The sequence below is a fragment of the Ruminococcus sp. YE71 genome (assembly GCF_900119155.1).
GTDB lineage: Bacteria > Bacillota > Clostridia > Oscillospirales > Ruminococcaceae > YE71.
In genome coordinates, this window is record NZ_FPIR01000003.1 from 127836 (window position 1) to 153723 (window position 25888).

The 25888-nt window shown below is 53.5% G+C and carries 21 protein-coding genes; 18 read left to right on the plus strand and 3 right to left on the minus strand.

Annotated features, from left to right (window positions below):
* Positions 1 to 271: 271 nt before the first annotated feature.
* From coaBC to BT142_RS03705, 6 genes are all read left to right on the plus strand, one after another.
* Entirely contained in the window at positions 272 to 1474 is a 1203-nt protein-coding gene (gene coaBC / locus BT142_RS03680) for a bifunctional phosphopantothenoylcysteine decarboxylase/phosphopantothenate--cysteine ligase CoaBC (RefSeq protein WP_072416853.1), read from the plus strand.
* Positions 1471 to 2289, plus strand: coding sequence for an RluA family pseudouridine synthase (locus tag BT142_RS03685; protein ID WP_072416854.1), 819 nt, complete (start codon positions 1471 to 1473; stop codon positions 2287 to 2289). Before coaBC ends, BT142_RS03685 begins: the two co-directional genes overlap by 4 nt.
* Positions 2290 to 2527: 238 nt before the next feature.
* Positions 2528 to 4594, plus strand: coding sequence for a dynamin family protein (locus tag BT142_RS03690; protein WP_072416855.1), 2067 nt, complete (start codon positions 2528 to 2530; stop codon positions 4592 to 4594).
* Between the two features lie 21 nt (positions 4595 to 4615).
* Positions 4616 to 5596 (plus strand): M48 family metalloprotease, encoded by a 981-nt coding sequence (locus BT142_RS03695; RefSeq protein ID WP_072416856.1) that lies wholly within the window; start codon positions 4616 to 4618, stop codon positions 5594 to 5596.
* Positions 5593 to 7362: a dynamin family protein gene (locus BT142_RS03700; RefSeq protein WP_072416857.1), complete on the plus strand. Its 1770-nt coding sequence runs from the start codon at positions 5593 to 5595 to the stop codon at positions 7360 to 7362. Before BT142_RS03695 ends, BT142_RS03700 begins: the two co-directional genes overlap by 4 nt.
* 45 nt (positions 7363 to 7407) lie before the next feature.
* Positions 7408 to 9006, plus strand: a complete 1599-nt coding sequence (locus tag BT142_RS03705; RefSeq protein WP_084659311.1) for a cellulase family glycosylhydrolase — start codon at positions 7408 to 7410, stop codon at positions 9004 to 9006.
* Positions 9007 to 9079: 73 nt separating this feature from the next.
* Here BT142_RS03705 and BT142_RS03710 read toward each other — a convergent pair whose 3' ends face one another.
* Positions 9080 to 9910, minus strand: coding sequence for a VanW family protein (locus tag BT142_RS03710; protein ID WP_072416859.1), 831 nt, complete (start codon positions 9908 to 9910; stop codon positions 9080 to 9082).
* A 313-nt stretch (positions 9911 to 10223) separates the two neighbouring features.
* On the opposite strand from BT142_RS03710, the gene BT142_RS03715 reads away from it, so the two are divergent.
* Together BT142_RS03715 and BT142_RS03720 are read left to right on the plus strand one after the other, a co-directional pair.
* Complete coding sequence (locus BT142_RS03715; RefSeq protein WP_072416860.1) at positions 10224 to 10736, plus strand: SH3 domain-containing protein; 513 nt, start codon at positions 10224 to 10226, stop codon at positions 10734 to 10736.
* Positions 10736 to 11422: a M48 family metallopeptidase gene (locus tag BT142_RS03720; protein WP_084659312.1), complete on the plus strand. Its 687-nt coding sequence runs from the start codon at positions 10736 to 10738 to the stop codon at positions 11420 to 11422. The genes BT142_RS03715 and BT142_RS03720 overlap by 1 nt, the downstream gene beginning before the upstream one ends.
* 44 nt (positions 11423 to 11466) lie before the next feature.
* Here the strand turns inward: BT142_RS03720 and BT142_RS03725 are convergent, their stop codons facing one another.
* Positions 11467 to 11841, minus strand: a complete 375-nt coding sequence (locus tag BT142_RS03725) for a metal-dependent transcriptional regulator (protein ID WP_072416861.1) — start codon at positions 11839 to 11841, stop codon at positions 11467 to 11469.
* Positions 11842 to 11898: 57 nt separating this feature from the next.
* The gene (locus BT142_RS03730) at positions 11899 to 12693 is read right to left on the minus strand and encodes a helix-turn-helix transcriptional regulator (protein WP_072416862.1); all 795 of its coding nucleotides are present in this window, start codon (positions 12691 to 12693) and stop codon (positions 11899 to 11901) included.
* Between the two features lie 137 nt (positions 12694 to 12830).
* Between BT142_RS03730 and BT142_RS03735 the strand changes: the two genes are divergently transcribed.
* The 10 genes from BT142_RS03735 (at position 12831) to cobT (ending at position 25873) form a co-directional block, all read left to right on the plus strand.
* Positions 12831 to 13634, plus strand: coding sequence for a hypothetical protein (locus BT142_RS03735; protein WP_072416863.1), 804 nt, complete (start codon positions 12831 to 12833; stop codon positions 13632 to 13634).
* A 42-nt stretch (positions 13635 to 13676) separates the two neighbouring features.
* On the plus strand, positions 13677 to 15155 hold the full coding sequence (locus tag BT142_RS03740) for an alpha-N-arabinofuranosidase (RefSeq protein ID WP_072416864.1): 1479 nt from the start codon (positions 13677 to 13679) through the stop codon (positions 15153 to 15155).
* Positions 15156 to 15873: 718 nt separating this feature from the next.
* Positions 15874 to 16644: a polyphosphate polymerase domain-containing protein gene (locus tag BT142_RS03745; RefSeq protein WP_072416865.1), complete on the plus strand. Its 771-nt coding sequence runs from the start codon at positions 15874 to 15876 to the stop codon at positions 16642 to 16644.
* 73 nt (positions 16645 to 16717) lie between these two features.
* Positions 16718 to 17404, plus strand: coding sequence for a DUF4956 domain-containing protein (locus BT142_RS03750; protein ID WP_072416866.1), 687 nt, complete (start codon positions 16718 to 16720; stop codon positions 17402 to 17404).
* Between the two features lie 119 nt (positions 17405 to 17523).
* Positions 17524 to 19575, plus strand: a complete 2052-nt coding sequence (locus BT142_RS03755; protein WP_072416867.1) for a carbohydrate-binding domain-containing protein — start codon at positions 17524 to 17526, stop codon at positions 19573 to 19575.
* Between the two features lie 534 nt (positions 19576 to 20109).
* Positions 20110 to 20529 (plus strand): 30S ribosomal protein S12, encoded by a 420-nt coding sequence (gene rpsL / locus BT142_RS03760; protein WP_072416868.1) that lies wholly within the window; start codon positions 20110 to 20112, stop codon positions 20527 to 20529.
* A 204-nt stretch (positions 20530 to 20733) separates the two neighbouring features.
* Positions 20734 to 21204 (plus strand): 30S ribosomal protein S7, encoded by a 471-nt coding sequence (gene rpsG, locus BT142_RS03765; RefSeq protein ID WP_072416869.1) that lies wholly within the window; start codon positions 20734 to 20736, stop codon positions 21202 to 21204.
* 18 nt (positions 21205 to 21222) lie between these two features.
* On the plus strand, positions 21223 to 23331 hold the full coding sequence (fusA, locus tag BT142_RS03770; protein ID WP_072416870.1) for an elongation factor G: 2109 nt from the start codon (positions 21223 to 21225) through the stop codon (positions 23329 to 23331).
* A 162-nt stretch (positions 23332 to 23493) separates the two neighbouring features.
* A complete protein-coding gene (gene tuf, locus BT142_RS03775; protein WP_072416871.1) occupies positions 23494 to 24693 on the plus strand; it encodes an elongation factor Tu in 1200 nt (399 codons plus the stop codon).
* Positions 24694 to 24823: 130 nt separating this feature from the next.
* Entirely contained in the window at positions 24824 to 25873 is a 1050-nt protein-coding gene (gene cobT / locus BT142_RS03780) for a nicotinate-nucleotide--dimethylbenzimidazole phosphoribosyltransferase (RefSeq protein ID WP_072416872.1), read from the plus strand.
* Positions 25874 to 25888: the final 15 nt, after the last annotated feature.

Consider the following 25888-nt stretch of genomic DNA (forward strand, 5'->3'; position numbering starts at 1 on the left):
TAATTATACCGCATTTTGCCATGAACGTCAAGCAAGGGGGTGTTTTTTCGTCAAGCTGTACAAATCATTTTATACGCTTTCACAAAGGGCTGTGAAAATTTCAGCAGGCAGGTGAAAGCCCCGTGATAATGTAATGATTTTTCAATTATTTAGTTTGTGATTTAAACAAATGATTTTTTTCATAAAAACTATGGAAATCCCGTCCGCGATGTGTTATAATAGATGTGTTGACCATACATCCATACAAAAACGACTGTAAGGAGAACCCACCATGCTTAAAGGAAAGACCGTCCTCATCGGCGTTACGGGAAGTATCGCCGCTTACAAAATGGCTGACTGCGCCCGCGAGCTGACCAAGATGCACGCCGACGTACACGTTCTCATGACGCAGAACGCGACTCAGTTCATAAACCCCATAACATTTGAAACGCTCACTCAGCATACCTGCCTTATCGACACCTTCGACCGCTCGTTCCAGTACAGCGTCGAGCACGTCGCGCTGGCGAAGGCTGCCGACATCGTGCTCGTCGCACCAGCTTCGGCAAACGTCATCGGCAAGATAGCGAACGGCATCGCGGACGATATGCTGACCACCACAGTCATGGCGTGCCCCTGCAAAAAGCTCATCGCACCTGCCATGAACCACAATATGTTCCACAACCCGATCGTTCAGGAGAACATCGAAAAACTCCGCCGTCACGGCTACGGCATCATCGACCCGATAAACGGTATGCTCGCAAACCGCGACATCGGTGACGGCAAGCTGCCCGACATCAGCGTGCTCCTCGACTGCATCATTCATGAGATCGCAAAGCCGAAGGATATGAGCGGCATGAAGGTCCTCTGCACGGCAGGCGCCACCATGGAAGCCATCGACCCCGTGCGCTACATCACCAACCACTCCACGGGCAAGATGGGCATCGCCCTTGCAAAAGCCGCGTCCATGCGCGGAGCGGATGTGACCCTCGTGGCAGGCAGCTGCACCGAGCCCATGCCGCCCTTCGTGAACGTGGTCAGGGTAAAGAGCGCCGAGGAGATGTTCAATGCCGTGACCGAACGCGCTCCCGAATGCGACATCATCGTAAAGGCGGCGGCAGTGGCGGACTACACCCCCGAGACTACCGCCGACAGCAAGATAAAGAAGTCGGACGGCGATATGTCGATACCGCTGAAACGCACGAAGGACATCATCGGCTACCTCGGTTCCCACCGTCCCGAGGGCAGAAAACAGCTGCTCTGCGGCTTCTCGATGGAAACGGACGACCTCATCGCGAACTCCACCGCCAAGCTGACGAAAAAGGGTCTTGATATGGTCTGCGCCAACAGTCTCCGCACCGAGGGCGCGGGTTTCGGCACGGACACCAACGTCATCACGCTGATAACCGCCGACGGCACCACAGAGCTGGAGAAGATGTCCAAGCTCGACGCCGCCGACCGCATCTTCGACAAGCTGCTCGGGCTGTATAACAAATGAGATACACCCTCACCGTCACCGCCGAACAGTCGGGCAGACAGCTGGGAGAGATACTCCGTCAGAACGGCTGGTCGAGACGGCAGGTAACTTCGCTGAAACGCACTGAGGGCGGCATACTTCTCGACGGAGAACACGCACGGACGGTGGATGTCTGCCGCGAGGGTCAGGTCATAACCCTCGAACGCGCCGACAGCACGTCCCCCGACCCGAATCCCGACCTCAGAGCCGACATCCTCTACGAGGACGGGCACATCATCGTGTTCGACAAGCCCTCGGGGATGCCGACCCACGAATCCCACGGACACCGCGGCGACGCGCTCTCAAACCTGTTCGCGGCGCACTGCGGGGGGCTGACCTTCCGAAGCGTCAACCGCCTCGACCGCGAGACTTCGGGCTGCGTCATCGTCGCAAAGGATGCCCACGCGGCACTCACGGCGGCAAAGACCGTCCGCAAGATATACTGCGGAGTCTGCGAAGGGGTCCCCGAACCGAAGTCGGGTCGGATAGACGCCCCCATCGCACGGGAACGGGAGTCGGTCATCATCCGCTGCGTCCGCGGCGACGGCAAGCCCTCGGTGACGCTCTACGACGTGACCGAGGAGAACGGCAGCTCCGCACGGTGCGACTTCACCCTGCTGACGGGGCGCACCCATCAGATACGGGTACACATGGCTCACATCGGGCATCCCCTCCGCGGAGACAGCCTGTACGGAAACGGCGGCGGCACACTGGCGCTCTGCTGCCGCGAGGTCGGCTTCACAGCCGCGGACGGCAGAGAGATAGTCTGCCGCTCAGCCCTTATCCCCGAGCTGTAATGAGGGGCGCGTTGCTCAATTGTTCAAAAAAAAGGATAATTCTTTGTGCAAAGGGGCAATTTTATTGTCCCTTTCTGATTAAACTATTGACGGAATGTTTAAATGCGTGCTATAATTAATTATGTATGAAATGCGAAAAAATGATTGTGTACATTTTTCGCTTAGGAGAGAATGGAGCGAGCTTCATTTTTCTAAACGTCAGATAAAAATACATTTTAGTAAAATCGGAGGTCGCCAGATGGAGCAGACAGAGAAAATGATAAACTATACGACCTATTCTTCCTACAAGGAAACGGTCGCGTCTCTGACAGAGGATCTTAAACAGCTTCTGAACTTGAGCGAGGAGATATCCCTGTCGAACACTGCGGATTCTATCCGCGAGACTATCGAAAAATCAGCCGACGAGCACTTTGAGGTAGCTATAGTCGGCGAGTTCAAGCGCGGCAAATCCACGCTCATCAATGCTATGCTCGGACAGGACGTACTGCCTGCGGACGTACTGCCCGCAACTGCCACGCTCAACCGCGTCACCTACTCGGAAGAGCCCTTCGTTCAGGTGGAGTACAAGGACGGCAGGTCGGAGCGCGTAGATATCGACCAGCTCGAAAACTACGTCACAAAGCTCACCATGGAGTCGGAGGAGGTTGCCGAGACAGTAAAGGAAGCTACCGTTTACTACGATACCGACTTCTGCCGCAACAACGTTGACATCATCGACACTCCGGGTCTGAACGACGACGAGCAGATGACCAACGTGACACTCTCGATACTGCCGAAGATAGACGCGGCGGTATTTGTTATCAGTGCAAACAGCCCCTTCTCACAGTTCGAGAAGGACTTCCTTGAGAAGAAGATGCTGACTTCCGACGTGGGACGCATCATCTTCGTGGTAAACTGCTTCGGCACATTCTCGCCCGACGACGAGAACAAGATAGTCGAGACCGTCCGCACACGTATCACAAAGTACGTCATGGACAAGGCTAAGGCTGTCATGGGCGAGGATTCGAGAGAGTTCGCCGTTTACAAGCGCAAGATCGGCACACCGAGAGTTATCGGCGTGTACGCAAAACGCGCCCTCACCGCAAAGAAGATCGAGGATCAGGGTCTGCTTGAGGATTCAAACTTCCCCGAGTTTGAACGCGCCCTCGAAACTCTGCTGACCAAGGAGCGCGGCGCTATCACTCTCCAGATACTCGCGAACAAGATCACGAATTCGGGTACGGAGATTCTGCGCTCTGTTGTAATGCAGGAGAACGCCCTCATGATGGCGAACGACGAGTTCATGGAGCGCTACGACGCGGCTATCGAGGAGATAGACGACATCCGCAACAAGAAGCGCATGGAGTTCGTAAAGATCAACAACGCCGCAAATCAGGTGTTCGACGACCTGAAACCCGTGCTGGACAGCTACTGGGACAACATCGAGGAAGCGGCCATGAAGGTCATCGACGCTTACCCGATGTCGAGCAGCGACTTCAAGCGCGACCAGCTGAAGATAGTTACCGCAAAGCTCACCGAGCGCATCCGCGACGGTATCCAGGACAGAGCACAGATAATCTGCGAGCAGATACAGAATTCCATCAACATCGCTGTCAGCTGTGAGGCTGAGCGCTTGCAGGCGTTCGAGGACGAGTTCTTTGCGTCCGTTACCAAGATACAGCGTATGTTCATCCTCCCCGAGAAGATCTCGAAGAACGGCACTGCCGCCGACAAAGGCATCGGCGCCGTACTGGGTTCCTTCGGCGTGGGCGCGGCATTCCTCGGCTTCCGTGAGGCGGGCGTGAAGGGTGCGCTCCTCGGCGGATTCACGGGTCTTGTCAGCTTCTCGTCGATATTCTTCACGGCGATACTCGCACTGTCCCCCGCATGGCCTATCGCACTTTCGCTGATGGCCGTGGCAGGTCTTGCAGGTACCTTCGTGTCGGGTCTTGCCATCGACAAGCTGCTCCTCAACGAGCGTATCGACAAGTATAAGACCAACTTCAAGACCCAGGTGCGCAAGCAGTTCCACGAGATGCGACTTACCAATGATTTTACCGAGACCGTCCGCCGTCAGGTTTACTCTGCATTCGACGGTCTGAAAGCACGCATAGAAGAAGAGACCGAGATAATCCTGCGCGATACTCAGGAGACTCTCGACAACCTCAATGCGCTCAAAAACGAGAAGAACGACGTTTCCGAGCGCGAGATGGACAGACTGCATAACATAGCACAGAAGGCAAGCTCCATAGTTGCCGATGCTTACGCAGTCAGAAAGGCGGTAGCAGAAACGAACGAAGCACAGGTGCAGACTGCAAACAGCTAATAAACAAGGAGGATACAAAGCATGAGTGAGACTGTTTTACCGGTCAATCCGCTTTTGTCTATAGATACAGGCTTCCGCAGCTATCTGAATGCTTATACACGTTCCTTTCAGAACCATGTTATCGACGGTCAGCTCGACTATGCGTTCGACTCGGATTTTGCTATCCGACAGAAACTCATAGGGCTTTCGGGCTGGGGAAAGCTCTCAAAGGCGATCAATACGACGGATATCGCGGCAGAGGCCAAACTGCTCTTCTTCAAGTGCGAGCAGGCAGGTTCGCTGAAATATCCCGAGATCTATGATATACTGAAGCGCTGCTGCGAAAGGCTGGAGCTCAATCAGCCGATCGTACTGGTGCGCAAGGATTTGGAGAAGCCGCTGATCTACTCGATCGCGAGCGATGTTCTCGAACCCTGCATAATCATCACAAAGCCGCTGCTGGATATGTGCAACACGGATGAGCTCGAACTGCTCATCGGCAGCGAATGCGGCAGGATACAGAACAACCACTGCGTATACAGCTGGGCGTTCACTTACCTTAACTACAACAAGAACACATTCAAACCGTCCGAGCGGAGCTACAAGGGCGCTGTCAACAGTCAGGTGGTCGCGACCCTTATCGACTGGGTGAGATACGCCGACGTGACAGCCGACCGCGCAGGCATGATATGTATGTCGCGCCCGGGACGCTTTGTCGAGATATTCTGCGGCATCATGCAGAAGGAATATGTGGACTTCTTCGGAAGGAGCAACCCGAATCTCGACCGCGTGAAGCTCGAAAGACTGCTCGACAGGAACCATACCATCGCTGCAAGAGGATTGCAGCATGACCCGTCCCTCACAGAGCTCGAACGCAGAGTGCTCGCTTCGGCAGAGTTCCTCAGCTGCGATTCGCTGTTCAGGTGGAGGAGGGATATCGAAGCTCCCGACGTACACACCAGCACAGGTCAGGTGTGTGATGTCCGCTCGAATATCATACTATCGGGAGGGCAGGGAATATGACAGAACTCAATAACACCGCAGCCCACCGCGATATAGAAAAGATCAGGGAGATCTTCAAAAAGCTCTCCGCGGACAAGGAACTCGGCTCGATAATGGGCAGGGATTTCACAGAAGGTCTTGCAGACTGGAACGCGCTTATCGACAAGCGCTGCGACGAACCGTTCACACTCGTGATACTCGGCGACTTCAAACGCGGAAAGAGCACGATAATCAACGCTCTTCTTGGACGCGAGATCGCGCCTTCGTCCGTTTCTCCCGAGACCTACACGATAAACGAGATCTCCTACGGCGACGTTCAGGACGCCTGGGCAGTGCTCGAAAACGGTCAGCGCGTGCCGATGCAGATGTACGACATCACACGCGACAGGCTCGAACGCATCATGAAAATGCTCCCCTCAAAGGTGGACTATATCGAGATACACGACAACGCGCCTATCTTAAAGGAGATACGCATCGTCGATACACCGGGTCTTTCCGACCTCGACGACCTTGACAGACAGGTGACGAAATACCTTATCAACGCCGACGCCATCATGTACGCCGCCAACTGCCTGCTCCCCTTCTCGGAGTCGGAACAGCTGTTCCTCGCGGGACACGTCCAGCCGAGAAGATTCGGTATGCTGTATGTGCTGGTCAACATGATAGACGCACTCAACACCCGTCAGGATGTTGACAAGATACTCAAGCGATTCAACGTGCTGAGCGAGAAGATAGTTCCGAACTCCTTCGTTTACGGCATCAGCGCCGCAGACGAGCTCGCACGCAAGCTCGGCAAGCGCCGTCCACCCGACAAGGGTACGAGAGACTTCTACGAAACGCAGTTCATGCAGTTCGAGATGTCGCTCCAGAGGGACATCATCCTGAAAAAGGACATCATCCGCACAGACAGAGTGCTGACCATGCTGGATGATATGGCGAACGAGACTTCCGCGAAACTGCATATGTTCGCGGAGATGGCGGAGCTCGACTACAAAAAGCTCGAAGACAAGGCAAAGGACTTCGACGACGAATGCTCACAGCTCGAAGCCGCTCTCGAAAACTGCAAGCCCGTTCTGAAGCTGACTGTCACAGAGATGCAGCAGGAAGCCGAGACATGGATGTACGAATTCTTCGCGAAGCTCAGAAAGAGCATCCTCGAACTGCGCGAGAAGGACGAGAACGGCGAGGACATCTACCCGCCCGAAGAGATAGAGAAATACTTCTACTCCTACCTCATGGAAAAGGTGGGCGAGGCTTACCGCACCTGCATAGAACATCACCGCGACAGGCTCAACGAGCAGGTGGACAAGATGAGCAGACAGCTTGCGAAGAAGCTCGGTATCGAGGATCTTTCGCAGGTGACGCAGGTCACTTCGGTGGACAGGATAATGCGCTCGCTGGGCAAGAAGGTCACAAAACAGGTGATGGGCGTGAAGCTGTTCGGCACTTCCGAGACTTTCCCGCCTGCTACCATGTCGGCATTCAGCAACATCCTCGGACGCAAGAAGCAGACCGACATCATCGACATAGCCCTCGAAAACTACGACGACATCAGAGGCAATATCGTCAAGGACATAAAGTCGGTATATCAGGATCTGGAGATAAAGGCGCTCGAACAGCTGGACAGCATCTACCGCTATCAGGCGGAGCTCGGCAGAGAGACACTCGGTCAGGCAAAGCAGATGCTCGAAAGCTCCGACCGCGAGAATATCGCGAAGACCCTTCGCGAAGCTATCGACATGATCGGAGAACCGATGGCGATACTGGAAAAGTACAAAAGGAAATAAATACAGTAAAAGGAGATGACATTATAAAGACCATTGGAGGTTGATATGATGTTCAGATTTAAGAAACCGATAGCGGCGGCAGTATCACTGCTCGCGGCTGCGCTTATGATAGGCTCGGCAGGCGAGACTCTTTCGGGCGGCAGCTTACCGCCAATGACAGCTCACGCTTCCGTTATACAGCAGGCAAAGGCTATCTCAAGCTGCACAGTAACAGTCAAGACGACCAAATTTGCTTACAACGGCAAGGAAAGAGTACCGCAGGTCATAGTCATGGACGGCACTACAAAACTCACACGCAATACCGACTACACACTCAAATACACAAACAACAAGAACCCGGGCAAGGCCACCGTCGTCGTTACGGGCAAGGGCAATTACTCGGGCACGGCTTCGGCTTCGTTCATCATCACCCCGGGAGCCATAGCTTCGGCATCGGCTTCGTCGGTGACCGCGACTTCCGCAAAGCTCACATGGTCGAAAACGAACGGTGCGACGGGCTACAAGATCTACGCCTACAACAAGTCCAAGAGCAGATGGGAGATAAAGAAGACCATAGCTTCCGCCGCCACCCTGTCGGAGACCCTCACGGGACTTACCGCCAACACCACCTACCTTTACAGGGTCAACGCCTACATCTCGGCGGACGGCAAATCCTACATCGGCGGTTCAAAGCAGGTCGGCTTCACCACTCCGAAGCAGTCAACTGGCACTACCCCCGTGGCGGTGAACGGCAGACTCAAAGTCTCGGGCGCAAATATCGTCAACAAGAACGGTCAGAAGTTCCAGATAAGAGGTATGTCCACCCACGGTCTCATGTGGGAGGATTTCTCGAACATCACTTCCACCGCTTCCCTCAAGACCCTGCGCGATGACTGGGGCGTGAACACCATCCGCCTCGCCATGTACACCGAGGAATGGGGCGGCTACACCAAGGGCTACGCTACTCAGGCAAAGAACAAGGTCAACACGGGCGTTGCGAACGCTACCTCCCTCGGTATGTATGCCGTCATCGACTGGCATATCCTCAACGACGGCGACCCGCTGAAGCACAAGGACGAGGCTGTGGCATTCTTCACCGAGATGGCTCAGAAGTACAAGAACAACGAGAACGTCATCTACGAGATATGCAACGAACCCAACGGCACAGGCATCACCTGGACAAATAACGTGAAGCCTTATGCCACCGCCGTTGTCAGCGCTATCAGAAAGTATGACAAGAACGCGATAATCATCGTGGGCACTACCAACTGGTCGCAGGACATCGACAAGGTTGTCAACAGCAGACTCAGCGACACCAACATCGTTTACTCGCTGCACTTCTACGCCGACACCCACAAGCAGTGGCTCAGAGACCGCTTCACCAACTGCTACAACAAGGGTCTGCCGATACTCGTTTCCGAGTTCGGTACCTGCAACGCAAAGGGCGCAGGCAACGTAAACACCACCGAGACACAGACCTGGCTGAAACTTCTCGACTCGAAGAACGTGGGCTACATCAACTGGTCTGCCTGCGGAAAGGCTGAGACAGCTTCCGCATTCAAGTCGGGTACCAACCTCTCGAACATCCCCGCAGGCGAGAGCGCTCTTACCGAGAGCGGAAAACTCGTCCGCAAGTGGTACAGGTCAAGAGCAGGATTAAAGTGACAATAATCTGCAAACAAAAAAGCATCGGACATCACAGAGGTGTCCGATGCTTCATTTTTGCCCGACAGCCGTATCAGACGGCGGCGGACTCCCTTATCTCCAGTCCGTCGGTGTCATAGCATACCCTTGCATGATTGTGACGGATAAGCTCCTTTGAAGTGTGGTCGCCCGTCACGCGGTCTACCTTTATCCTGTAGACATCGCCGTTGCGGTAGACTACGCCGTCCTCACGCGAGAAAAACACGTTCTCCGCCTCGATATGGTACTTGTATCTCTGGCGCTTGTCCGCCCTCAGCTCTCCGCAGAGATACTCGTCGGTCGTATAGATGATGAGCTGATATGTAATGTCGGTGTCGTTGCGGAAACGGTAGTCGAGATAGTTGAACATTATGCTCGTACCCGTCCCGAAGGGGATGGTGCGGTTGAAATCGGGGAACAGGTCTATCTGGTCGTGGTGATGATGCTCGGTGATGGTAAGCTCGGAGTGCAGTATCATCCAGTGGATGAGGTTAGTCATCTGGCACATTCCGCCGCCTATGCCCGACGAGGGATGGTCGGAGAATATCGTCAGACCCTCACGGTAGCCGTCCTTTTCGGAAAGACTGCCCACCAGATACCAGAACGAAAAGGTCTCGCCGGGACGGATGAGCACCTTGTTCACCTTCGGCGCGGAGAGCGAAAGGTTCACCGCCTTGTTCTCCTGAAGAAGCATATTCACGTTGCCGAGCCTGCGTCTTATCAGCGAATTGTGCTTGTAGATGACATATTCGAGCTTTTCCTCAGACCTGGTCTTTGCAAAGCTGTGAGCGTCAAAAATGTTCTTTACGGCACGCATCGCCACACATTTCTTCTCCGAGATAGCGTATGTGAGCGGAGAGATCTCACAAAATAATTTACGTTTCATATTCTGCATCCTTCCTTCGGTCCATTATCTATAATAGTCTGCTAAAACAGATCTTTATAATAATAGACTGTTATTTCGCCAAAAAAGTTATATACCGTTTATTAAACGATTGTAAACTTTATGTAACGCGTCATTCGTACACGCCTGACCGACAACACGCCGTATTGTGAAAACAAAAGGGTGAAATATGAAAAATTTCGGGGTTATTGTTTTATTGTGTTGACAAAATCGGAAAAATCGGTTATAATATATAATGAGTTATTATATTGACGGCATAGGAATCTGACATCCGTCATGAGAAGGATCTGATAAAATGAGCAGTTTTAACGACAGAAGCAGCGGACCCGCCGAGAGGATAACCCTCGCAGGGATAGCCGCGATAATAGTAGTAGGAGTTTTCGTGGTGTGCGTTGTACTGATACTCGCGAAAAGCCTCTTCCCGTCCAACGACAGCAACGTTACCGATGAGGTGTTCACGGGTACGAAGGGCTCTTCCAGCTCGGTGGCACAGACGGTCTCCGAAACTTCCGAGGACAGCTCTTCCGAGGGCGGAAAGATAATCGATGAGAGCGCAGCTTCCCTCGACTCCGCATCCGTCAGCGATTCGAGCAGCCACGACGATACCTCTTCCGTAGTTTCGGGCGAGGTCGCTTACCTTACCCAGACCGCTTACCTGCGCTCCGCAGGCGACGAGAACGCTGACCCGATACTCTCCATCGCGGCAGGCGAGGAAGTTACAGTTATCGACAGACCCGCAGGCAGCGAGTATGTTCACATCAACTATATCGGCTACGACGGCTACGTTTGGTACGGCTACCTCGGCTGATGAAAAAGCTGTGTACGATAGAGCTTGAGAGCGGTACGCTCGACTACCTGCTCGACATCGGAAAGCGGTCGAACGCTTACCTGAACATCCGCGACGGCGTTGTGACGGTGAGACTTCCGCTGAGCGGCAAGCCTTCCGACGCGGAACGGCTGATACGCTCCCACGAAAAATGGATACGCGATAAACTCGGCAGCCACAGCGAACGCTCACGCCTGCCGAAGAGCTTCGAGGACGGCGAGGTGCTGTCACTGCTCGGCAGGAAATATACCCTGCGGATAGCCGAGAGCGCCGAATACCGCGAACCCGAGACCGAGGGCGATACGCTGACGGTCTACGTGGCAAAGACCATGACCCGCGCCGACGCGGAACGGTTGTTCTCGCGGTACGTGTACGGCATCTGCGAAAAATGCGTGATGAAGGCGTTCGAGACCTACACCCAGCGGCTCGGGCTCCGACCGAAGAAGATCACCTTCAAGAAAATGACTTCGAGGTGGGGGAGCTGCTCTTCAAACGGCAGTATCTCGATAAACGTCGGGGTCGTCTGCTTTGAACAGGAGTGCATCGACTACGTGGTGATACACGAGCTGTGCCATCTGAAATACATGGATCACAGCGAGAATTTCTGGAGACTGGTATCCACCTGCTGTCCCGATTACAAACGGCTCCGCGAAAGAATGAAACACTGAAAACAAAAAGGAGTGCCCTGCGGCACTCCTTGATTTTTTTATCATCACTTGTTCTTCTCGATGAACTCCTTTATCTTTGCGAAGCTCTCGGCGCTGATGTCGTGTTCGAGACGGCAGGCGTCCTCCGCCGCGGTCTCTTCGCTGACACCGAGACTTACGAGCCATTCGGTGAAGAAACGGTGACGCTCATAAATGGTCTCCGCCACCTGCTGACCCGCTTCGGTCAGGGTGATATATCCGCCGCCGTCGATATTGATGAACCCGCCTTCGCGCAGGATGCCCATGGCACGGCTGACGCTCGGCTTTGAAAGCTCCATCTCGTGAACGACGTCTATTGAGCGCACTTCGCCCTGTTTATGACGGAGAATAAGGATAGTTTCCAGATAATCCTCTCCCGATTCGTGCAGCTGCTTTGCCATAACGATTCCTCCCTTTTTCGAGTTGTATTATATTATACCACAGATATTGCAAAAAAGTCAAGTACTGTTTTCATCCACCCGCCGCGCTCCCGAGCGCCTGTATCCGCTTGGGGTCATGCCCGTTCTGTCCTTGAAGCGGTGCAGGAAGCACGCCGTATTCGCATAGCCGCACAGCCGCGCTATCTCGCCGACGGTCAGCGAAGTGCTGCTGAGGTAGTACTGCGCCGTGCGTATCCTCGCGGTCAGAAGATCCTCATAGCAGCTTATGCCGAACTGCATACGGTAAAGCTGCTGAAAGTGCGACGGCGAAAGGTTCACGCGCTCGGCAAGGGACGCCACCGACCCGAACTGTGCAGGGCTGCTGTACATCTGCGCCCTCAGCTCGTTGAGCACCGCCGAGTGATGTATCATGCGTTCCTCGCGGCGGTCAACGGGCGGCTCGGAGAGTTTCAGCAGCAGCATCTCGATAAGGCGGGATATGTAACGCTCGCGCTTTTCCGACCGTGAGAGCTGTTCGCGGCTGAGCATCCTCATGAGGGTCTCGGCCTCGGCGATGGTGTCGGGGGTCAGCAGTCTGCCGAACGACACCCCTTCAAGCTCGCTTTCGTCATCGGTGTCGAAGTGCAGGAAATGATTGATATACCTGCCCCCCGACGGTCGGTAGAACTGCGGCTCTCCCCTGTCGAAGATGACGGCGCTGTCGGGTCGGACGGGCTGTTCGGAACCGTTCAGCGTGAGCAGAGCGTCGGTCTTGAATATTATCAGCAGCCTGTCACCCGAACCCTCGGGGCGGTCGATGCAGAAATCCGCCGAATGCTGGGTATCCATTCCGAGCGCGTTGAGACGTATCATTTTCTCACCTCAAAATCGTAGGATTAGTAACTATAATAGTATTATATAGTATTGAATCCTGTTTGTCAATATGGTATAATTTACTGAGCGGTCCGTGTTCGGACACGGCCTGTATCATTGTGGGAAGGAACATTATCATGAGAGGAACAGTAATCAAAGGTATCATCGGCGGAACGGCAGCAGCCGCGGGAGCTTATGCGGCAGGCAGACATCTTTTCCGCACCGAAGCGAATACGAAAAATATGTACGGCAGCCTTGACTACGGGCTGACTGCCCTGAAGAGCCGCTACAGCGTCAGACAGCTCGACGCGGGCAAGTTTTCCGACCTGAAAATGAACCCGCTGATGAAGTTCCATGTCGATCAGTACGATATCGAAGGTCTCGGGAACCTTGCGGTCATGACCACGAAGATGAAGCCGATGCAGATGTGCTCCTTCGTGCTGACCCCCTGCGGAGTCAATGTTCCGCTCATGTCCCTCGACCTCATATACATCATGGGAAAGCGCAAGTTCATCGTTGAGTTCTACGACCTTGTGGGCGACACCGAAACGGAAGAGTACCGTCAGGTGGTCTCCGAACTGTCCGTGCTGCGCGATGAATTCTCTGACCTTGCGGACGAGAAACCGAAGAAAGCCGAGAGCGGCGAATGGCTCAAGTCCGAAAGCTCCCTCATAATGCACAAGGAATTCCCCGCCGCAAAGGACGAGCGCGGAGCGGCTCTGGTCAGAAGAGCCCTCGACATCTACCTCGGTGCCGCCGAAAAAGCAGGAAGAGCTTCCGACGCCGACAGAGACGCACAGCAGGCCGCCACTAACGCATACGTCGAAAGACTGCTGGGCGACGGCGGCGTTTCTACCGAAATGTTCATAAAGTCCTTCGGCAGAGAAATGACCGAGGACTTCTACCGCAAGGTATTTTTCGCCTGCCCAAACGCAGGATAACACGATCTCTCAACTCCATGTCGCATGAAAGGAAACAACAGCATGAAAAATTTCAAAATGGTAATAAACGCCTGTGATAAGATCGGGCACATCAACCGCGAGATATACGGCCACTTCTCCGAACATCTCGGAAGATGCATCTACAACGGCATCTACGTCGGAGAGAACAGCCCTGTCCCGAATATCCACGGCATCCGCACCGATATCGTCGAGGCATTCAGGAACATCCGCCTGCCCGTACTGCGCTGGCCCGGCGGATGCTTCGCGGACGAATATCACTGGAAGAACGGCATCGGAGAAAAATCGAAACGCGCAAAGATGGTGAACACCAACTGGGGCGGCGTCACCGAAGACAACAGCTTCGGCACTCACGAGTTCATGGAGCTCTGCGAGCTGGTGGGCTGCGAACCCTACATCTCGGGCAACGTGGGCAGCGGCACGGTCAGAGAGCTTTCCGAATGGGTGGAGTACATGACCTTCGAGGGCGTTTCCCCGATGGCTGACCTTCGCCGCGAGAACGGCAGAGAAAAACCCTGGAAACTGAAATACCTCGGCATCGGCAACGAGAACTGGGGATGCGGCGGCAACATGAGCCCCGAATACTACGCGGAAGTGTACAGACAGTACGCCAGCTTCTGCAAGAACTACAACGGAAATCAGCTGTACAAGATAGCCTGCGGTCCCAACAGCAGCGACTACGACTGGACAGAGACCATCATGAAGAGACTCTTCCACGACCACCGCTGGCAGGCAAACGGCATATCGCTCCACTTCTACTCGATACCCGACTGGAACAACAAGGGCTTTGCGGTGGAATTCGACGACGAGGATTACTACACACTGCTGGCGACCACCAACTTCACCGAATCGCTCATCACCCGTCACGCCGAGATAATGAACCGCTACGACCCCGACGGAAATATCGGGCTCATCGTTGACGAGTGGGGCACATGGTACGACGTCGAGAAGGGCACGAACCCCGGATTCCTCTATCAGCAGAACACGATGCGCGACGCTATGGTCGCGGCTGTCTCGCTGAACATCTTCAACCGCCACTGCGACCGCGTGAAGATGGCGAACATCGCGCAGGTCTGCAACGTGCTTCAGGCGATAGTCCTGACCGAGGGCGACAAGCTGGTGAAAACGCCGACCTACCACATCTTCGACCTGTTCAAGAACCATCAGGACGGCGAGTGTGTATACTGCTGGTCGGAGAACGAGGACCTCTGCGAGGGAAAGAATATCCCGATGATAACAAGTTCCGCATCGTTGAAGGACGGCGTCATGACGATAACCGCCGCGAACGTTTCGCTTAAAGAAGAAGCCGAGATAAGCTGTGATATCGTTGGTTTTGAGGGCAAGGAAGTAAGTGTGAGACTGCTGACGGGCGACGCACATGACCATAATACCTTTGAAGCCCCCGAAGCGGTAACGATAAAGCCCCATACCGCAGAACTGAAAGACGGCAAACTGACAGTAAAACTCCCCGCCACCTCAGCCGCAGAAATAACAATACGCTAAAAAGAAATGCTCCTCTGTCCCAGAGGAGCATTTTTTATAAGAAAACCCACACACCCGCCCCGTCCTCGCCAGAGACCAAAAAAGTTTAGGAGGGAGTCCAGAGGGAGACCCTTTTCAAAGGGTCCCCTCTGGCGAGGTTTGGAGCAGAGCTCCAATTTGCGCCAAAGGCGCAACAAACCAAACCCCATCACAAACACCCCGAAAAACCCCACCCATAAAATCGGCAAATCCCGACACCCCACCCAAAAAAGCACAAAGCAAAACCCCCAAACCATCCCCCGAAAACACACAGATTTGCCGATTTTATTTTGGCGAGAGAGCGAAGCGATTCGAGCCAAAGACCGATTTCGCCGCAAGGCGAAACACCCCCGACCACCCCGAAACCGCGAAAATCTTTTCATAATGTTAATAATATGCCGCTTAATACAATTGTGTAATATGATATAATTAACTCATAAAATGCGGATTTTTATGTGCAAAACCTCTGCATCAACGCCAAAAAGCAAGGTTTCATATCTTCGCATCAAGCGCATTTCTTCTGAATGATATGTAAAATCAACAAATCAAAGTGTAAACAAAGCCGACAATTAGTGCAACTGTACAAAATTTCGGTTTAAAGTAAACTTAAAGGATAATATAAGGTTCATTTAAGTTACGGCATATATAATTGATTACAGAAACAAGGAACAGACAAAACGACCGACACACGAAAGGGTGAATGAATATGGCACAGGAAGTGTTCAAAAGAACAGAAAAGAAATACCTCCTTACTAAGGAACAGTTCGAGCGGCTGAGTGCAAGACTCGATGAATATATGAAAAAGGACAGGTACTTCGAGAGCGATATAATGAGCGTATATTACGATACTCCCGACTACAGACTGATACGCGCTTCCCTCGATAAACCCGTGTTCAAGGAAAAGGTCAGACTCCGTACATACGGCGTTCCGACAGGCGACAGCACAGCGTTCCTTGAGTATAAGAGAAAGTACAAGGGCATCGTCTACAAACGCAGGACTTTCATGGAACTCAATGAGGTGCTGAGATTCATCGACGGCGAGAAGGTCAGGGAAAATAACCCCCAGATAGAAAATGAACTCAGATATGCGTTCAGGGTCTACGAGGGTCTCGCGCCGAGAATGCTGATAAGCTACCACAGACTCGCTTACTCGGGTATCGAGGACCCGAACCTCCGCATAACTTTCGACGACAGGATAATCTACCGCGGCTACGACCTCGACCTCAGAAACGGTATCTACGGCAGAGAACTCCTTAAAGACGGTCAGAGACTTATGGAGATAAAGATTCCCAACGCGATGCCGCTGTGGCTTTCGCATATCTTAGACGACCTGAAAATATTCCCCTCGTCCTTCTCGAAGTACGGCAAGGCTTACACCACGCTGATGATCGAGAACAGACTTAACGGCAGAGACGGTCTTTCGGCTGAAAAGACCACCTCAAACCCTAAGCGGTACAAGACGGCGATCTGAACGCCGACACAGCCCTTAACAGGACATATCGGAAAATATCACATATAGTAATATACAGAAAGAGGAAACGACCATGAATTACTTTACTTCGGATATTTCGAGCCTGTTCAAATTCTCGACAGGTTCTCTCACACTCAGCACTATGCTGATATGCACGGCAGTCTCGCTGCTGATAGGCGCAGTCATCGCCTACGTGTTCGGCAGAGGCGAAAAGACCTCCAAGGGCTTCGCGATGACCCTTACTCTCCTGCCCGCTATCGTTCAGATGGTCATCATGCTGGTCAACGGCGACGTCGGAACGGGCGTGGCGGTAATGGGCGCGTTCGGACTGGTAAGATTCCGCTCCGCACCCGGCTCGGCTAAGGAGATATGCGCGATATTCCTCGCGATGGCGGCAGGTCTCGCCACCGCTACCCAGCACCTTCTTGCGGCTATCATCTTCACGGCAGTCATCTGCGCGGTGAGCATGGCTCTGACCGCACTCGGCGGAAAGGCTTCCGAGGAAAAGACGCTGAAGATCACCATCCCCGAATCCCTCGACTACAGCGGCGCGTTCTCGGATATATTCGAGAAGTACACCGCGAGCAATTCCCTCGACGAGGTAAAGACCTCCAACATGGGCAGCCTCTACAAACTGAGCTACACCATAACCCTTAAAGATCCTTCTCAGGAAAAGCAGATGATCGACGAGCTGCGTGAGCGCAACGGCAACCTTGAGATCGCCTGCGGCAGACCTGTCACCAACAGCGACAGACTCTGATAAACAAAGACCTATCAAAAACTCTCCCTTATCATTATTTTTTCCGACCTGCTTGCAAACTCTGTAAGCAGGTCGAAAAACAAAATGGGGTAAATTTAAAAATGAAAGGAAGATCCTATATGAAAAAAATGAAGATAACAGCAGCTGCTCTGGCGGCGATAATGACAGTGAGCTTCGCGGGTTGCTCCGCGGCTGACGATAACTCGGGACTGACACAGAAGACCAATGCGGCGGCTTCAAACGATATTTCGGTATCCTCCCTCTCTCAGGAAGACATTTCCGTTTCCGCCGAGGACAAGGACGTGGGCTACGAAGAGACCGACTCCACTGCCATCGCACTCAGCGGCTCCGATGCCGAGATAAACGGCTCGGGCGCGGAGATCTCCGACGGGGTGCTCACCATCTCGGAAGCAGGCACCTATGTCCTCTCGGGCAGCTTCAAGGGTCAGATATACGTTAAGAGCAAGGGCAGTGAGATCAAGCTCGTGCTCAACGGCGTGACCGTTACGAACGACACCCACGCCGCACTCCTCGTTGACAAGGCGAATAAGGTCACGCTGACCGTGAACGAAGGCACGGAAAACAGCTTTACCGACGGCAGTTCCTACACGCTGACAGGTGACGACGACAACACCGACGCGGCAATATTCTCGCGGTCCGACCTCACCATCAACGGCGGCGGTACTCTGACCGTCAACGGCAAATACAAGCACGGCATCGTCTGCAAGGACGAACTGGTCATCACGGGCGGCGACATCACCGTTGACGCGGCTTCGTCGGGCATCAAGGCGAAGGATGACGTGAAGATAGGCGGCGGCACGATAAACATCACCGCAGGCTCGAACGGCATCGCGGCAACCAACGACGAGGACGAGACAAAGGGCTTCATCGCAGTAACGGGCGGTACCGTAGTTATCAGCTCGGCAGGCGACGGCATTCAGGCTGAGACTACGCTCCGCATCGAGGACGGGACCCTCGACATCACCACGGGCGGCGGCTCGGCAAACGCCAGCATGAAGTCCGACGGTCAGCCCAACGGCGGCTGGGGAAACTGGGACAAGGGCGACTTTACACCTCCCGACGGGTCTGACGGCAAGATTCCTCCTAACGGCATGACTCCTCCCGACGGTATGACTCCTCCCGACGGGTTCGACGGCAAGACTCCTCCCGATGGCATGACACCTCCCGACGGGTTCGGCGGCGGAAACGGAAATACCGCCGTGGAGACCGCAGCCATCACGCAGACTTCGGACACGTCTTCCTCGAAGACTTCCGCCGACAGCGGATCTTCCGATTCGGCGAAGGCGCTGAAGGCAGGCAAGGCGATAGAGGTCGCAGGCGGCAGCATCACCATCAACAGCTCGGACGACTCGGTACACTCGGACGGCAGCGTCTACATCAGCGGCGGCACGCTGACCGCAAACTCGGGCGACGACGGTATCCACGCAGGCAGCGACCTTGAAATAGCAGGCGGCACGGTGGACATTCAGAAGAGCTATGAGGGCATCGAAGGTCTGAACATCACCGTTTCGGGCGGCGACGTGAAGGTCACCTCGTCGGACGACGGCTTCAACGCGGCAGGCGGCAGTGACACAGGTTCGGCTGACCGCATGGGCAGAGACAGCTTCAACACCTCCGACGGCGGAAGCTACAAGCTGACCATCTCGGGCGGCACGGTATACGTCAACGCTAACGGCGACGGTCTCGACTCGAACGGCGACCTGTACGTGACAGGCGGTGTCATCTGCGTGGACGGTCCGACCAACGGCGGCAACGGCGCACTCGACTTCGGCGACTTCGGAAGTACGGCGCAGATAACGGGCGGCACCATCGTGGCGCTTGGTGCGCAGGGCATGGAAGTCGGATTCGGCGAGACCTCGACGCAGTACAGCATACTGCATAACTTCTCCTCGACCGCGGAAGCAGGCACGGAATTCACCGTGACCGACGAAAGCGGAAAGGTGATATTCACATTCACGTCGGCGAAGAGCTGGCAGAGCGCGGTATTCTCAAGTGCAGACCTGACCACAGGCAAATACACGCTGACCGCAGGCAGTCAGAGCGATACAGTCGAAGTAAGCTCAATCGTGACCTCGAATTCGACAGGCATGAGCTTCGGCGGCGGCGGATTCGGCGGCGGCAACGGCAAAGGCGGCTTCGGCAGAAGATAAAAAAGAACACACAACACCCCACGTCCACGCCAGAGACTCAAAAAGTTTAGGGGGTCCGGGCGACCCTTTTCAAAGGGTCCCCGGCAGGGGCTCGGGGACAGAGTCCCCGCCCTCGGAACATGGCTTTGAAGAAAAAGCGCACAAACGTCCCGACCAAATATAAAATCGGCATTTCCCGAAAAACGAGAAGAAGAACTCCGCACGAAAGCAGAGCTCAAAAGAACCCTCGAAGCGCGAAATGCCGATTTTATTTTGCCAAAAGAGCGAAGCGACTTTTGGCAAAGTCCCCGATGCCGCAAAGCGGCATAAAAAGCACACTTCAAAAAAGCCACCCTCAAAAAAACTGAACCCCCCACCAAACCGACCCCAAAAACCGAATAATAAACAAACACAGCACCCCAACTGTCCGAATAATTAAACAATATGTAAAACTTTCATTCGGGCGCTTGACAAGGAAAATAATGAAGTGTATAATAGATTAGTGTGCAGGCGAAGTGTCTGCATACGTAAATCTATCGCGAAAGGAGAGAGAATATGCCAACCTTTAACCAGCTCGTAAAGAAGGGAAGAGACAGCTTCGAGACCAAGTCGACCGCACCTGCACTTCAGAAGGGTTACAACTCCAAGAAGAAGAAGGTAATCGACCAGAGCTGCCCCCAGAAGAGAGGCGTCTGCACCGCAGTTCGTACCGCTACCCCTAAGAAGCCTAACTCCGCAATGAGAAAGATCGCAAGAGTTAAGCTGACAAACGGCACCGAGGTAACAGCTTATATCCCCGGTATCGGTCATAACCTCCAGGAGCACAGCGTTGTTCTTATCAGAGGCGGCCGTGTTAAGGACCTCCCCGGTACTCGTTACCACATCATCAGAGGCACCCTTGATGCTCAGGGCGTTGCAAAGAGAATGCAGGCTCGCTCGAAGTACGGCGCAAAGAGACCTAAGGCAGGTAAGTAAGCCGAAAAGTCTTTTTAAAGCGTGAACGCACTTTAAGTGCAAACATTCAAAAAGGTTAAAACTCATTGTCGCATTGCTGCGAAGACCACAGTAATGGCGGACGGATAATATATATATCCTTGCCGCTTAATACTGAACGGGGTCACGGGGAAAGCCCGTGAAACGAGTACCTGTGAATTCATTTTTGTGAAGGAGGGAATTACAGTGCCAAGAAGAGGTAAGGTTACTAAGAGAGACGTGCTCGAGGATCCGGTATACAAGTCCAAGCTCGTAACTCGTCTCGTAAACAACATCATGCTCGACGGCAAGAAGGGCGTTGCTCAGAAGATCGTATACGGCGCTTTCGAGATCGTTGAGGAAAAGACGGGTCGTCCCGCACTCGAGGTATTCGAGGAGGCTATGGAGAATATCATGCCTGAACTCGAGGTAAAGGCTCGCCGTGTCGGCGGTGCTACCTATCAGGTTCCTATGGAGGTTCGTCCTGACAGACGTCAGACTCTCGGACTCCGCTGGATAACCAAGTTCTCCAGAGAGAGAAACGAGGATACCATGAAGGAGAGACTCGCAGCAGAGATCCTCGACGCTATCAACGGTGTCGGCGGTTCCTGCAAGAAGCGTGACGAAACTCACAGAATGGCTGAAGCTAACAAGGCTTTCGCTCACTACAGATGGTAATTCGTATAGGAGGATATTATGGCAAGAGATTGTTCCTTGCAGGATACCAGAAATATTGGTATCATGGCGCACATTGACGCCGGTAAGACAACTACGACCGAACGTATCTTGTTCTATACGGGCGTAAACTATAAGATCGGTGAGACGCACGACGGCGCTTCCACAATGGACTGGATGGCGCAGGAGAAGGAAAGAGGTATCACCATCACCTCCGCTGCGACCACAGCTTACTGGACTCCTACCTACGACAAGGAAGCCAAGAAGCGTTACAGAATGAACATCATCGATACCCCCGGACACGTGGACTTCACTGTAGAGGTTGAAAGATCTCTCCGTGTTCTCGACGGTTCGGTTACCGTTCTCTGTGCAAAGGGCGGCGTTGAGCCGCAGACTGAGACCGTTTGGAGACAGGCGGATAACTACAAGGTACCGAGAATGGTATACGTTAATAAGATGGATATCATGGGCGCTGATTTCTACAACGTTCTTGATATGCTTCATAACAGACTCAAGACCAACGCAGTCGCTATCCAGCTGCCTATCGGCGCTGAGGACGACTTCCAGGGTCTGATCGACCTGCTCGAGATGAAGGCGTACATCTACACCAACGATCTCGGTACTGACATCCAGATCACCGATATCCCCGAGGATATGCAGGAGAAGGCTGAGCAGTACAGAACTGAGCTTATCGAGCACCTCGCTGAGGTTGACGATGAGATCGCAGAGAAGTACTTCGCTGATGAAGAGATCACCATCGAAGAGATGAAGAAGGTCATCAGAAAGTCTACTATCGACAACACTATGGTACCGGTTTGCTGCGGTACTTCCTACAGAAACAAGGGCGTGCAGAAGCTGCTCGACGCTATCGTTGACTATATGCCTGCACCTACCGATATCGCTCACATCAAGGGTGTTAACCCCGAAACTGACGAAGAGGTAGAGCGTCCTTCCAGCGATGACGAGCCGTTCTCCGCTCTCGCATTCAAGATCGCTACCGACCCGTTCGTTGGTAAGCTCTGCTTCTTCAGAGTATACTCCGGCGTTCTTCAGGCAGGTTCCAGCGTTCTAAACGCAACCAAGGGCAAGGATGAGAGAATCGGACGTATCGTTCAGATGCACTCCAACCAGAGAAAGGATATCGAGCAGGTTTACGCAGGCGATATCGCTGCTGCTATCGGTCTCAAGAATACCACCACAGGTGATACTCTCTGCGACCCCAAGAACCCCGTAATCCTTGAGTCTATGGAGTTCCCTGAGCCTGTTATCCAGCTCGCTATCGAGCCTAAGACTAAGGCAGGTCAGGAGAAGATGGGTATCGCTCTGTCCAAGCTGGCAGAAGAAGACCCGACCTTCAGAACCTACACCTCCGATGAGACCGGTCAGACCATCATCGCAGGTATGGGTGAGCTGCACCTCGAGATCATCGTTGACAGACTGCTCAGAGAGTTCAAGGTAGAGGCAAATGTCGGCGCTCCTCAGGTTTCCTACAAGGAGACTATCAGAAGCAAGGCAAATGTGGACTACAAGTACGCTAAGCAGTCCGGCGGTAAGGGTCAGTACGGTCACGTTAAGATCAACGTTGAGCCGAACGAGTCCGGTAAGGGCTATGAGTTCATCAACAACGTTGTCGGCGGTGCTATCCCGAAGGAGTACATCCCCGCAGTTGACGCAGGTATCAAGGGCGCTATGGAGAGCGGCGTGCTCGCAGGCTATCAGGTAGTTGACGTTAAGGTTGAACTGTATGACGGTTCTTACCACGAAGTTGACTCCTCTGAAATGGCATTCAAGCTCGCAGGTTCTATGGCATTCAAGGAGGCTATGCGTAAGGCAGACCCCGTAATCCTTGAGCCTATCATGAAGGTTACCGTAATCGTTCCTGACGATTACCTCGGAACCGTTATCGGCGACCTGAGCTCCAGAAGAGGTCAGATCCAGGGTCAGGAGACCCGCCCCGGCGCTATCCAGGTAGACGCACTCGTTCCGCTGAGCGAGATGTTCGGCTACTCCAACTCTCTGAGATCCAATACTCAGGGACGCGGTCAGTACACCATGGAGCCTCACAGCTACATCGAAGTACCGAAGAATATCGCTGAGAAGATCATGTCCAGCCGCAAGAAGGAAGACTGATCTACACCAAATATCAAACATTAACAGAGTTTTTGAGGGGAATTAGGCAAAAAAATTCAAAAAAATTTGCTAAACCCCTTGAAAATCTGTTTAAAGTGTGTTATAATAGCTTTATACACTTGTATAGCTAACTCTATATTCTATTTTTAAGGAGGAATTCCCATGGGAAAGGCTAAATTTGAAAGAACCAAGCCGCACGTTAACATCGGAACCATCGGCCATGTTGACCACGGCAAGACCACTCTTACCGCTGCTATCACCAAGACTCTCGCTATGAAGGGTCAGGCTCAGTACGAGGCTTACGATATGATCGATAAGGCTCCTGAGGAGAGAGAGCGTGGTATCACAATTAACACTGCACACGTTGAGTATGAGACTGACAAGCGTCACTACGCTCACGTTGACTGCCCGGGACACGCTGACTATGTTAAGAACATGATCACCGGTGCTGCTCAGATGGACGGCGCGATCCTCGTTGTTGCTGCTTCTGACGGTCCTATGGCTCAGACTAGAGAGCACATCCTGCTCGCTCGTCAGGTTGGCGTTCCTGCAATCGTTGTATTCATGAACAAGGCTGACCAGGTTGATGATCCTGAGCTGCTCGAGCTCGTTGAGATGGATATCCGTGAGCTGCTTTCCAGCTACGATTTCCCCGGCGACGACACCCCGATCATCGTTGGTTCCGCACTTGCTGCTCTTGAGGCTCCGGACGATCTGTCCAACGAGGCTTACAAGCCGATCCTCGACCTCATGGAGGCTGTTGACGAGTTCATTCCTTCTCCTGAGAGAGACGATGCTAAGCCCTTCCTTATGCCTATCGAGGATACTATGACCATCTCCGGCCGTGGTACCGTTGTTACCGGCAGAGTAGAGCGCGGCAGACTGAACGTTAACGAGCAGGTTGAGATCGTTGGTCTTTCCGACGAGAAGCAGACCACTGTTGTTACCGGTCTTGAGATGTTCAGAAAGACTCTGGACTTCTGTGAGGCAGGCGATAACGTAGGCGCACTGCTCCGTGGTATCACCAGAGATCAGGTTGAGCGTGGTCAGGTTCTTTGCAAGCCCGGCTCCATTCACCCCCACACCAAGTTCGCTGGTCAGGTTTACGTTCTGAAGAAGGAAGAGGGCGGTCGTCATACTCCTTTCTTCAACAACTACAGACCTCAGTTCTATTTCAGAACTACTGACGTTACCGGCGTTATCACTCTTCCTGCTGATAAGGAAATGTGCATGCCTGGCGATAACGTAGCTATGGACGTTGAGCTCATCACTCCTATCGCTATCGAAGAGGGTCTCCGCTTCGCTATCCGTGAGGGCGGCAGAACCGTAGGTTCGGGCGTTGTTACCAAGATCAACGAGTAATTTTTCGCTCATACAGGAGCTTGTCTTAGGACAAGCTCCTTTTTTTGCTTGATTTTATCAGTATTGTGTGGTATAATAGTATTCGGATCAATATCATAGCTGAACGTACAGCGAAAGTAAGGTGTTAAATATGGAACGTATAGTCAATATCACTCCCGTAGACAAAAACGCATATCAGGAGGCAAAGGCTCGCTGGGACAGCATCGCCAAGCCCCTCGGCAGCTTCGGCCATCTCGAAGATATGGTCTGTCAGCTGGCGGCTATCCAGGAGACAAGTGACGTCAGACTCAGAAAACGCGCCGTCGTCGTAATGTGCGGCGACCACGGCGTTGTCGAAGAGGGCGTTACTCAGTGCGGAAGCGAGATCTCGGCTATCTGCGCCGACGCTATCGCGGACGGCAGATCGAATATCAACGTCATCGCAAGGACAGTGAACGCCGATGTTTACGCCGTGGATGTGGGGCTTTCAAACGAAGCCTACAGCGCGAGCCTTATCAGAAAACACGTTGCTGACGGCACCGCGAACATCACTCAGGGGCCTGCCATGACCCTCGAACAGGTGCGTCAGGCTATCTCGGCAGGTATCGACATGGTCGAACTGCTGAAGGAGGACGGCGTGGATATCATCGTTTCGGGCGAGATGGGTATCGGAAACACTACCGCTACCGCCGCTATGACCGCCGCTCTCACAGGGCTGTTCCCCGAACAGGTGACGGGTCGCGGCGCAGGTCTCTCGGATGAGGGTCTCGACCGCAAGTTCAGCGCCATCAACCGCGCACTTGAAGCCAACCGCGACAATATCGGAGATACGTTCGGCATCCTGCGCTGCCTCGGCGGCTATGAGATCGCCGCCATGACGGGTCTGTTCCTCGGCGGCGCATACTACCATATGCCCATCGTTATCGACGGCGTGACTTCGCTGGCGGCAGCCGCGGCGGCGGTCGGCATCTGCCCGACTACCGCGGACTATATGTTCGCGAGCCACTGCTCCAACGAGCCTTCCGCAAAGACCCTGCTGGCTTTCGTGGGTAAACACGCTGTCATCGACGGCGGTCTGCGTCTTGGCGAGGGAACGGGCGGAGCTCTTCTGCTGCCGCTTCTCGACGGCGCACTCGCACTCTACCACGAGTCGCACAGCTTTGAACAGGAGAACATCGCACAGTACCAGCCGCTGGGATAAGCCGCGGCTTATAAA

Coding starts and splice junctions, on each gene's coding strand:
- BT142_RS03740 (WP_072416864.1), top strand. CDS start 13,677: ATGAAAAATTTCAAAATGGTAATAAACGCCTGTGATAAGATCGGGCAC.
- BT142_RS03735 (WP_072416863.1), top strand. CDS start 12,831: ATGAGAGGAACAGTAATCAAAGGTATCATCGGCGGAACGGCAGCAGCC.
- rpsL (WP_072416868.1), top strand. CDS start 20,110: ATGCCAACCTTTAACCAGCTCGTAAAGAAGGGAAGAGACAGCTTCGAG.
- BT142_RS03695 (WP_072416856.1), top strand. CDS start 4,616: ATGAGTGAGACTGTTTTACCGGTCAATCCGCTTTTGTCTATAGATACA.
- BT142_RS03730 (WP_072416862.1), bottom strand. CDS start 12,693: ATGATACGTCTCAACGCGCTCGGAATGGATACCCAGCATTCGGCGGAT.
- BT142_RS03755 (WP_072416867.1), top strand. CDS start 17,524: ATGAAAAAAATGAAGATAACAGCAGCTGCTCTGGCGGCGATAATGACA.
- BT142_RS03725 (WP_072416861.1), bottom strand. CDS start 11,841: ATGGCAAAGCAGCTGCACGAATCGGGAGAGGATTATCTGGAAACTATC.
- coaBC (WP_072416853.1), top strand. CDS start 272: ATGCTTAAAGGAAAGACCGTCCTCATCGGCGTTACGGGAAGTATCGCC.
- BT142_RS03715 (WP_072416860.1), top strand. CDS start 10,224: ATGAGCAGTTTTAACGACAGAAGCAGCGGACCCGCCGAGAGGATAACC.
- BT142_RS03685 (WP_072416854.1), top strand. CDS start 1,471: ATGAGATACACCCTCACCGTCACCGCCGAACAGTCGGGCAGACAGCTG.
- BT142_RS03750 (WP_072416866.1), top strand. CDS start 16,718: ATGAATTACTTTACTTCGGATATTTCGAGCCTGTTCAAATTCTCGACA.
- tuf (WP_072416871.1), top strand. CDS start 23,494: ATGGGAAAGGCTAAATTTGAAAGAACCAAGCCGCACGTTAACATCGGA.
- BT142_RS03745 (WP_072416865.1), top strand. CDS start 15,874: ATGAATATGGCACAGGAAGTGTTCAAAAGAACAGAAAAGAAATACCTC.
- BT142_RS03690 (WP_072416855.1), top strand. CDS start 2,528: ATGGAGCAGACAGAGAAAATGATAAACTATACGACCTATTCTTCCTAC.
- BT142_RS03700 (WP_072416857.1), top strand. CDS start 5,593: ATGACAGAACTCAATAACACCGCAGCCCACCGCGATATAGAAAAGATC.
- BT142_RS03720 (WP_084659312.1), top strand. CDS start 10,736: ATGAAAAAGCTGTGTACGATAGAGCTTGAGAGCGGTACGCTCGACTAC.
- BT142_RS03705 (WP_084659311.1), top strand. CDS start 7,408: ATGATGTTCAGATTTAAGAAACCGATAGCGGCGGCAGTATCACTGCTC.
- fusA (WP_072416870.1), top strand. CDS start 21,223: ATGGCAAGAGATTGTTCCTTGCAGGATACCAGAAATATTGGTATCATG.
- cobT (WP_072416872.1), top strand. CDS start 24,824: ATGGAACGTATAGTCAATATCACTCCCGTAGACAAAAACGCATATCAG.
- BT142_RS03710 (WP_072416859.1), bottom strand. CDS start 9,910: ATGAAACGTAAATTATTTTGTGAGATCTCTCCGCTCACATACGCTATC.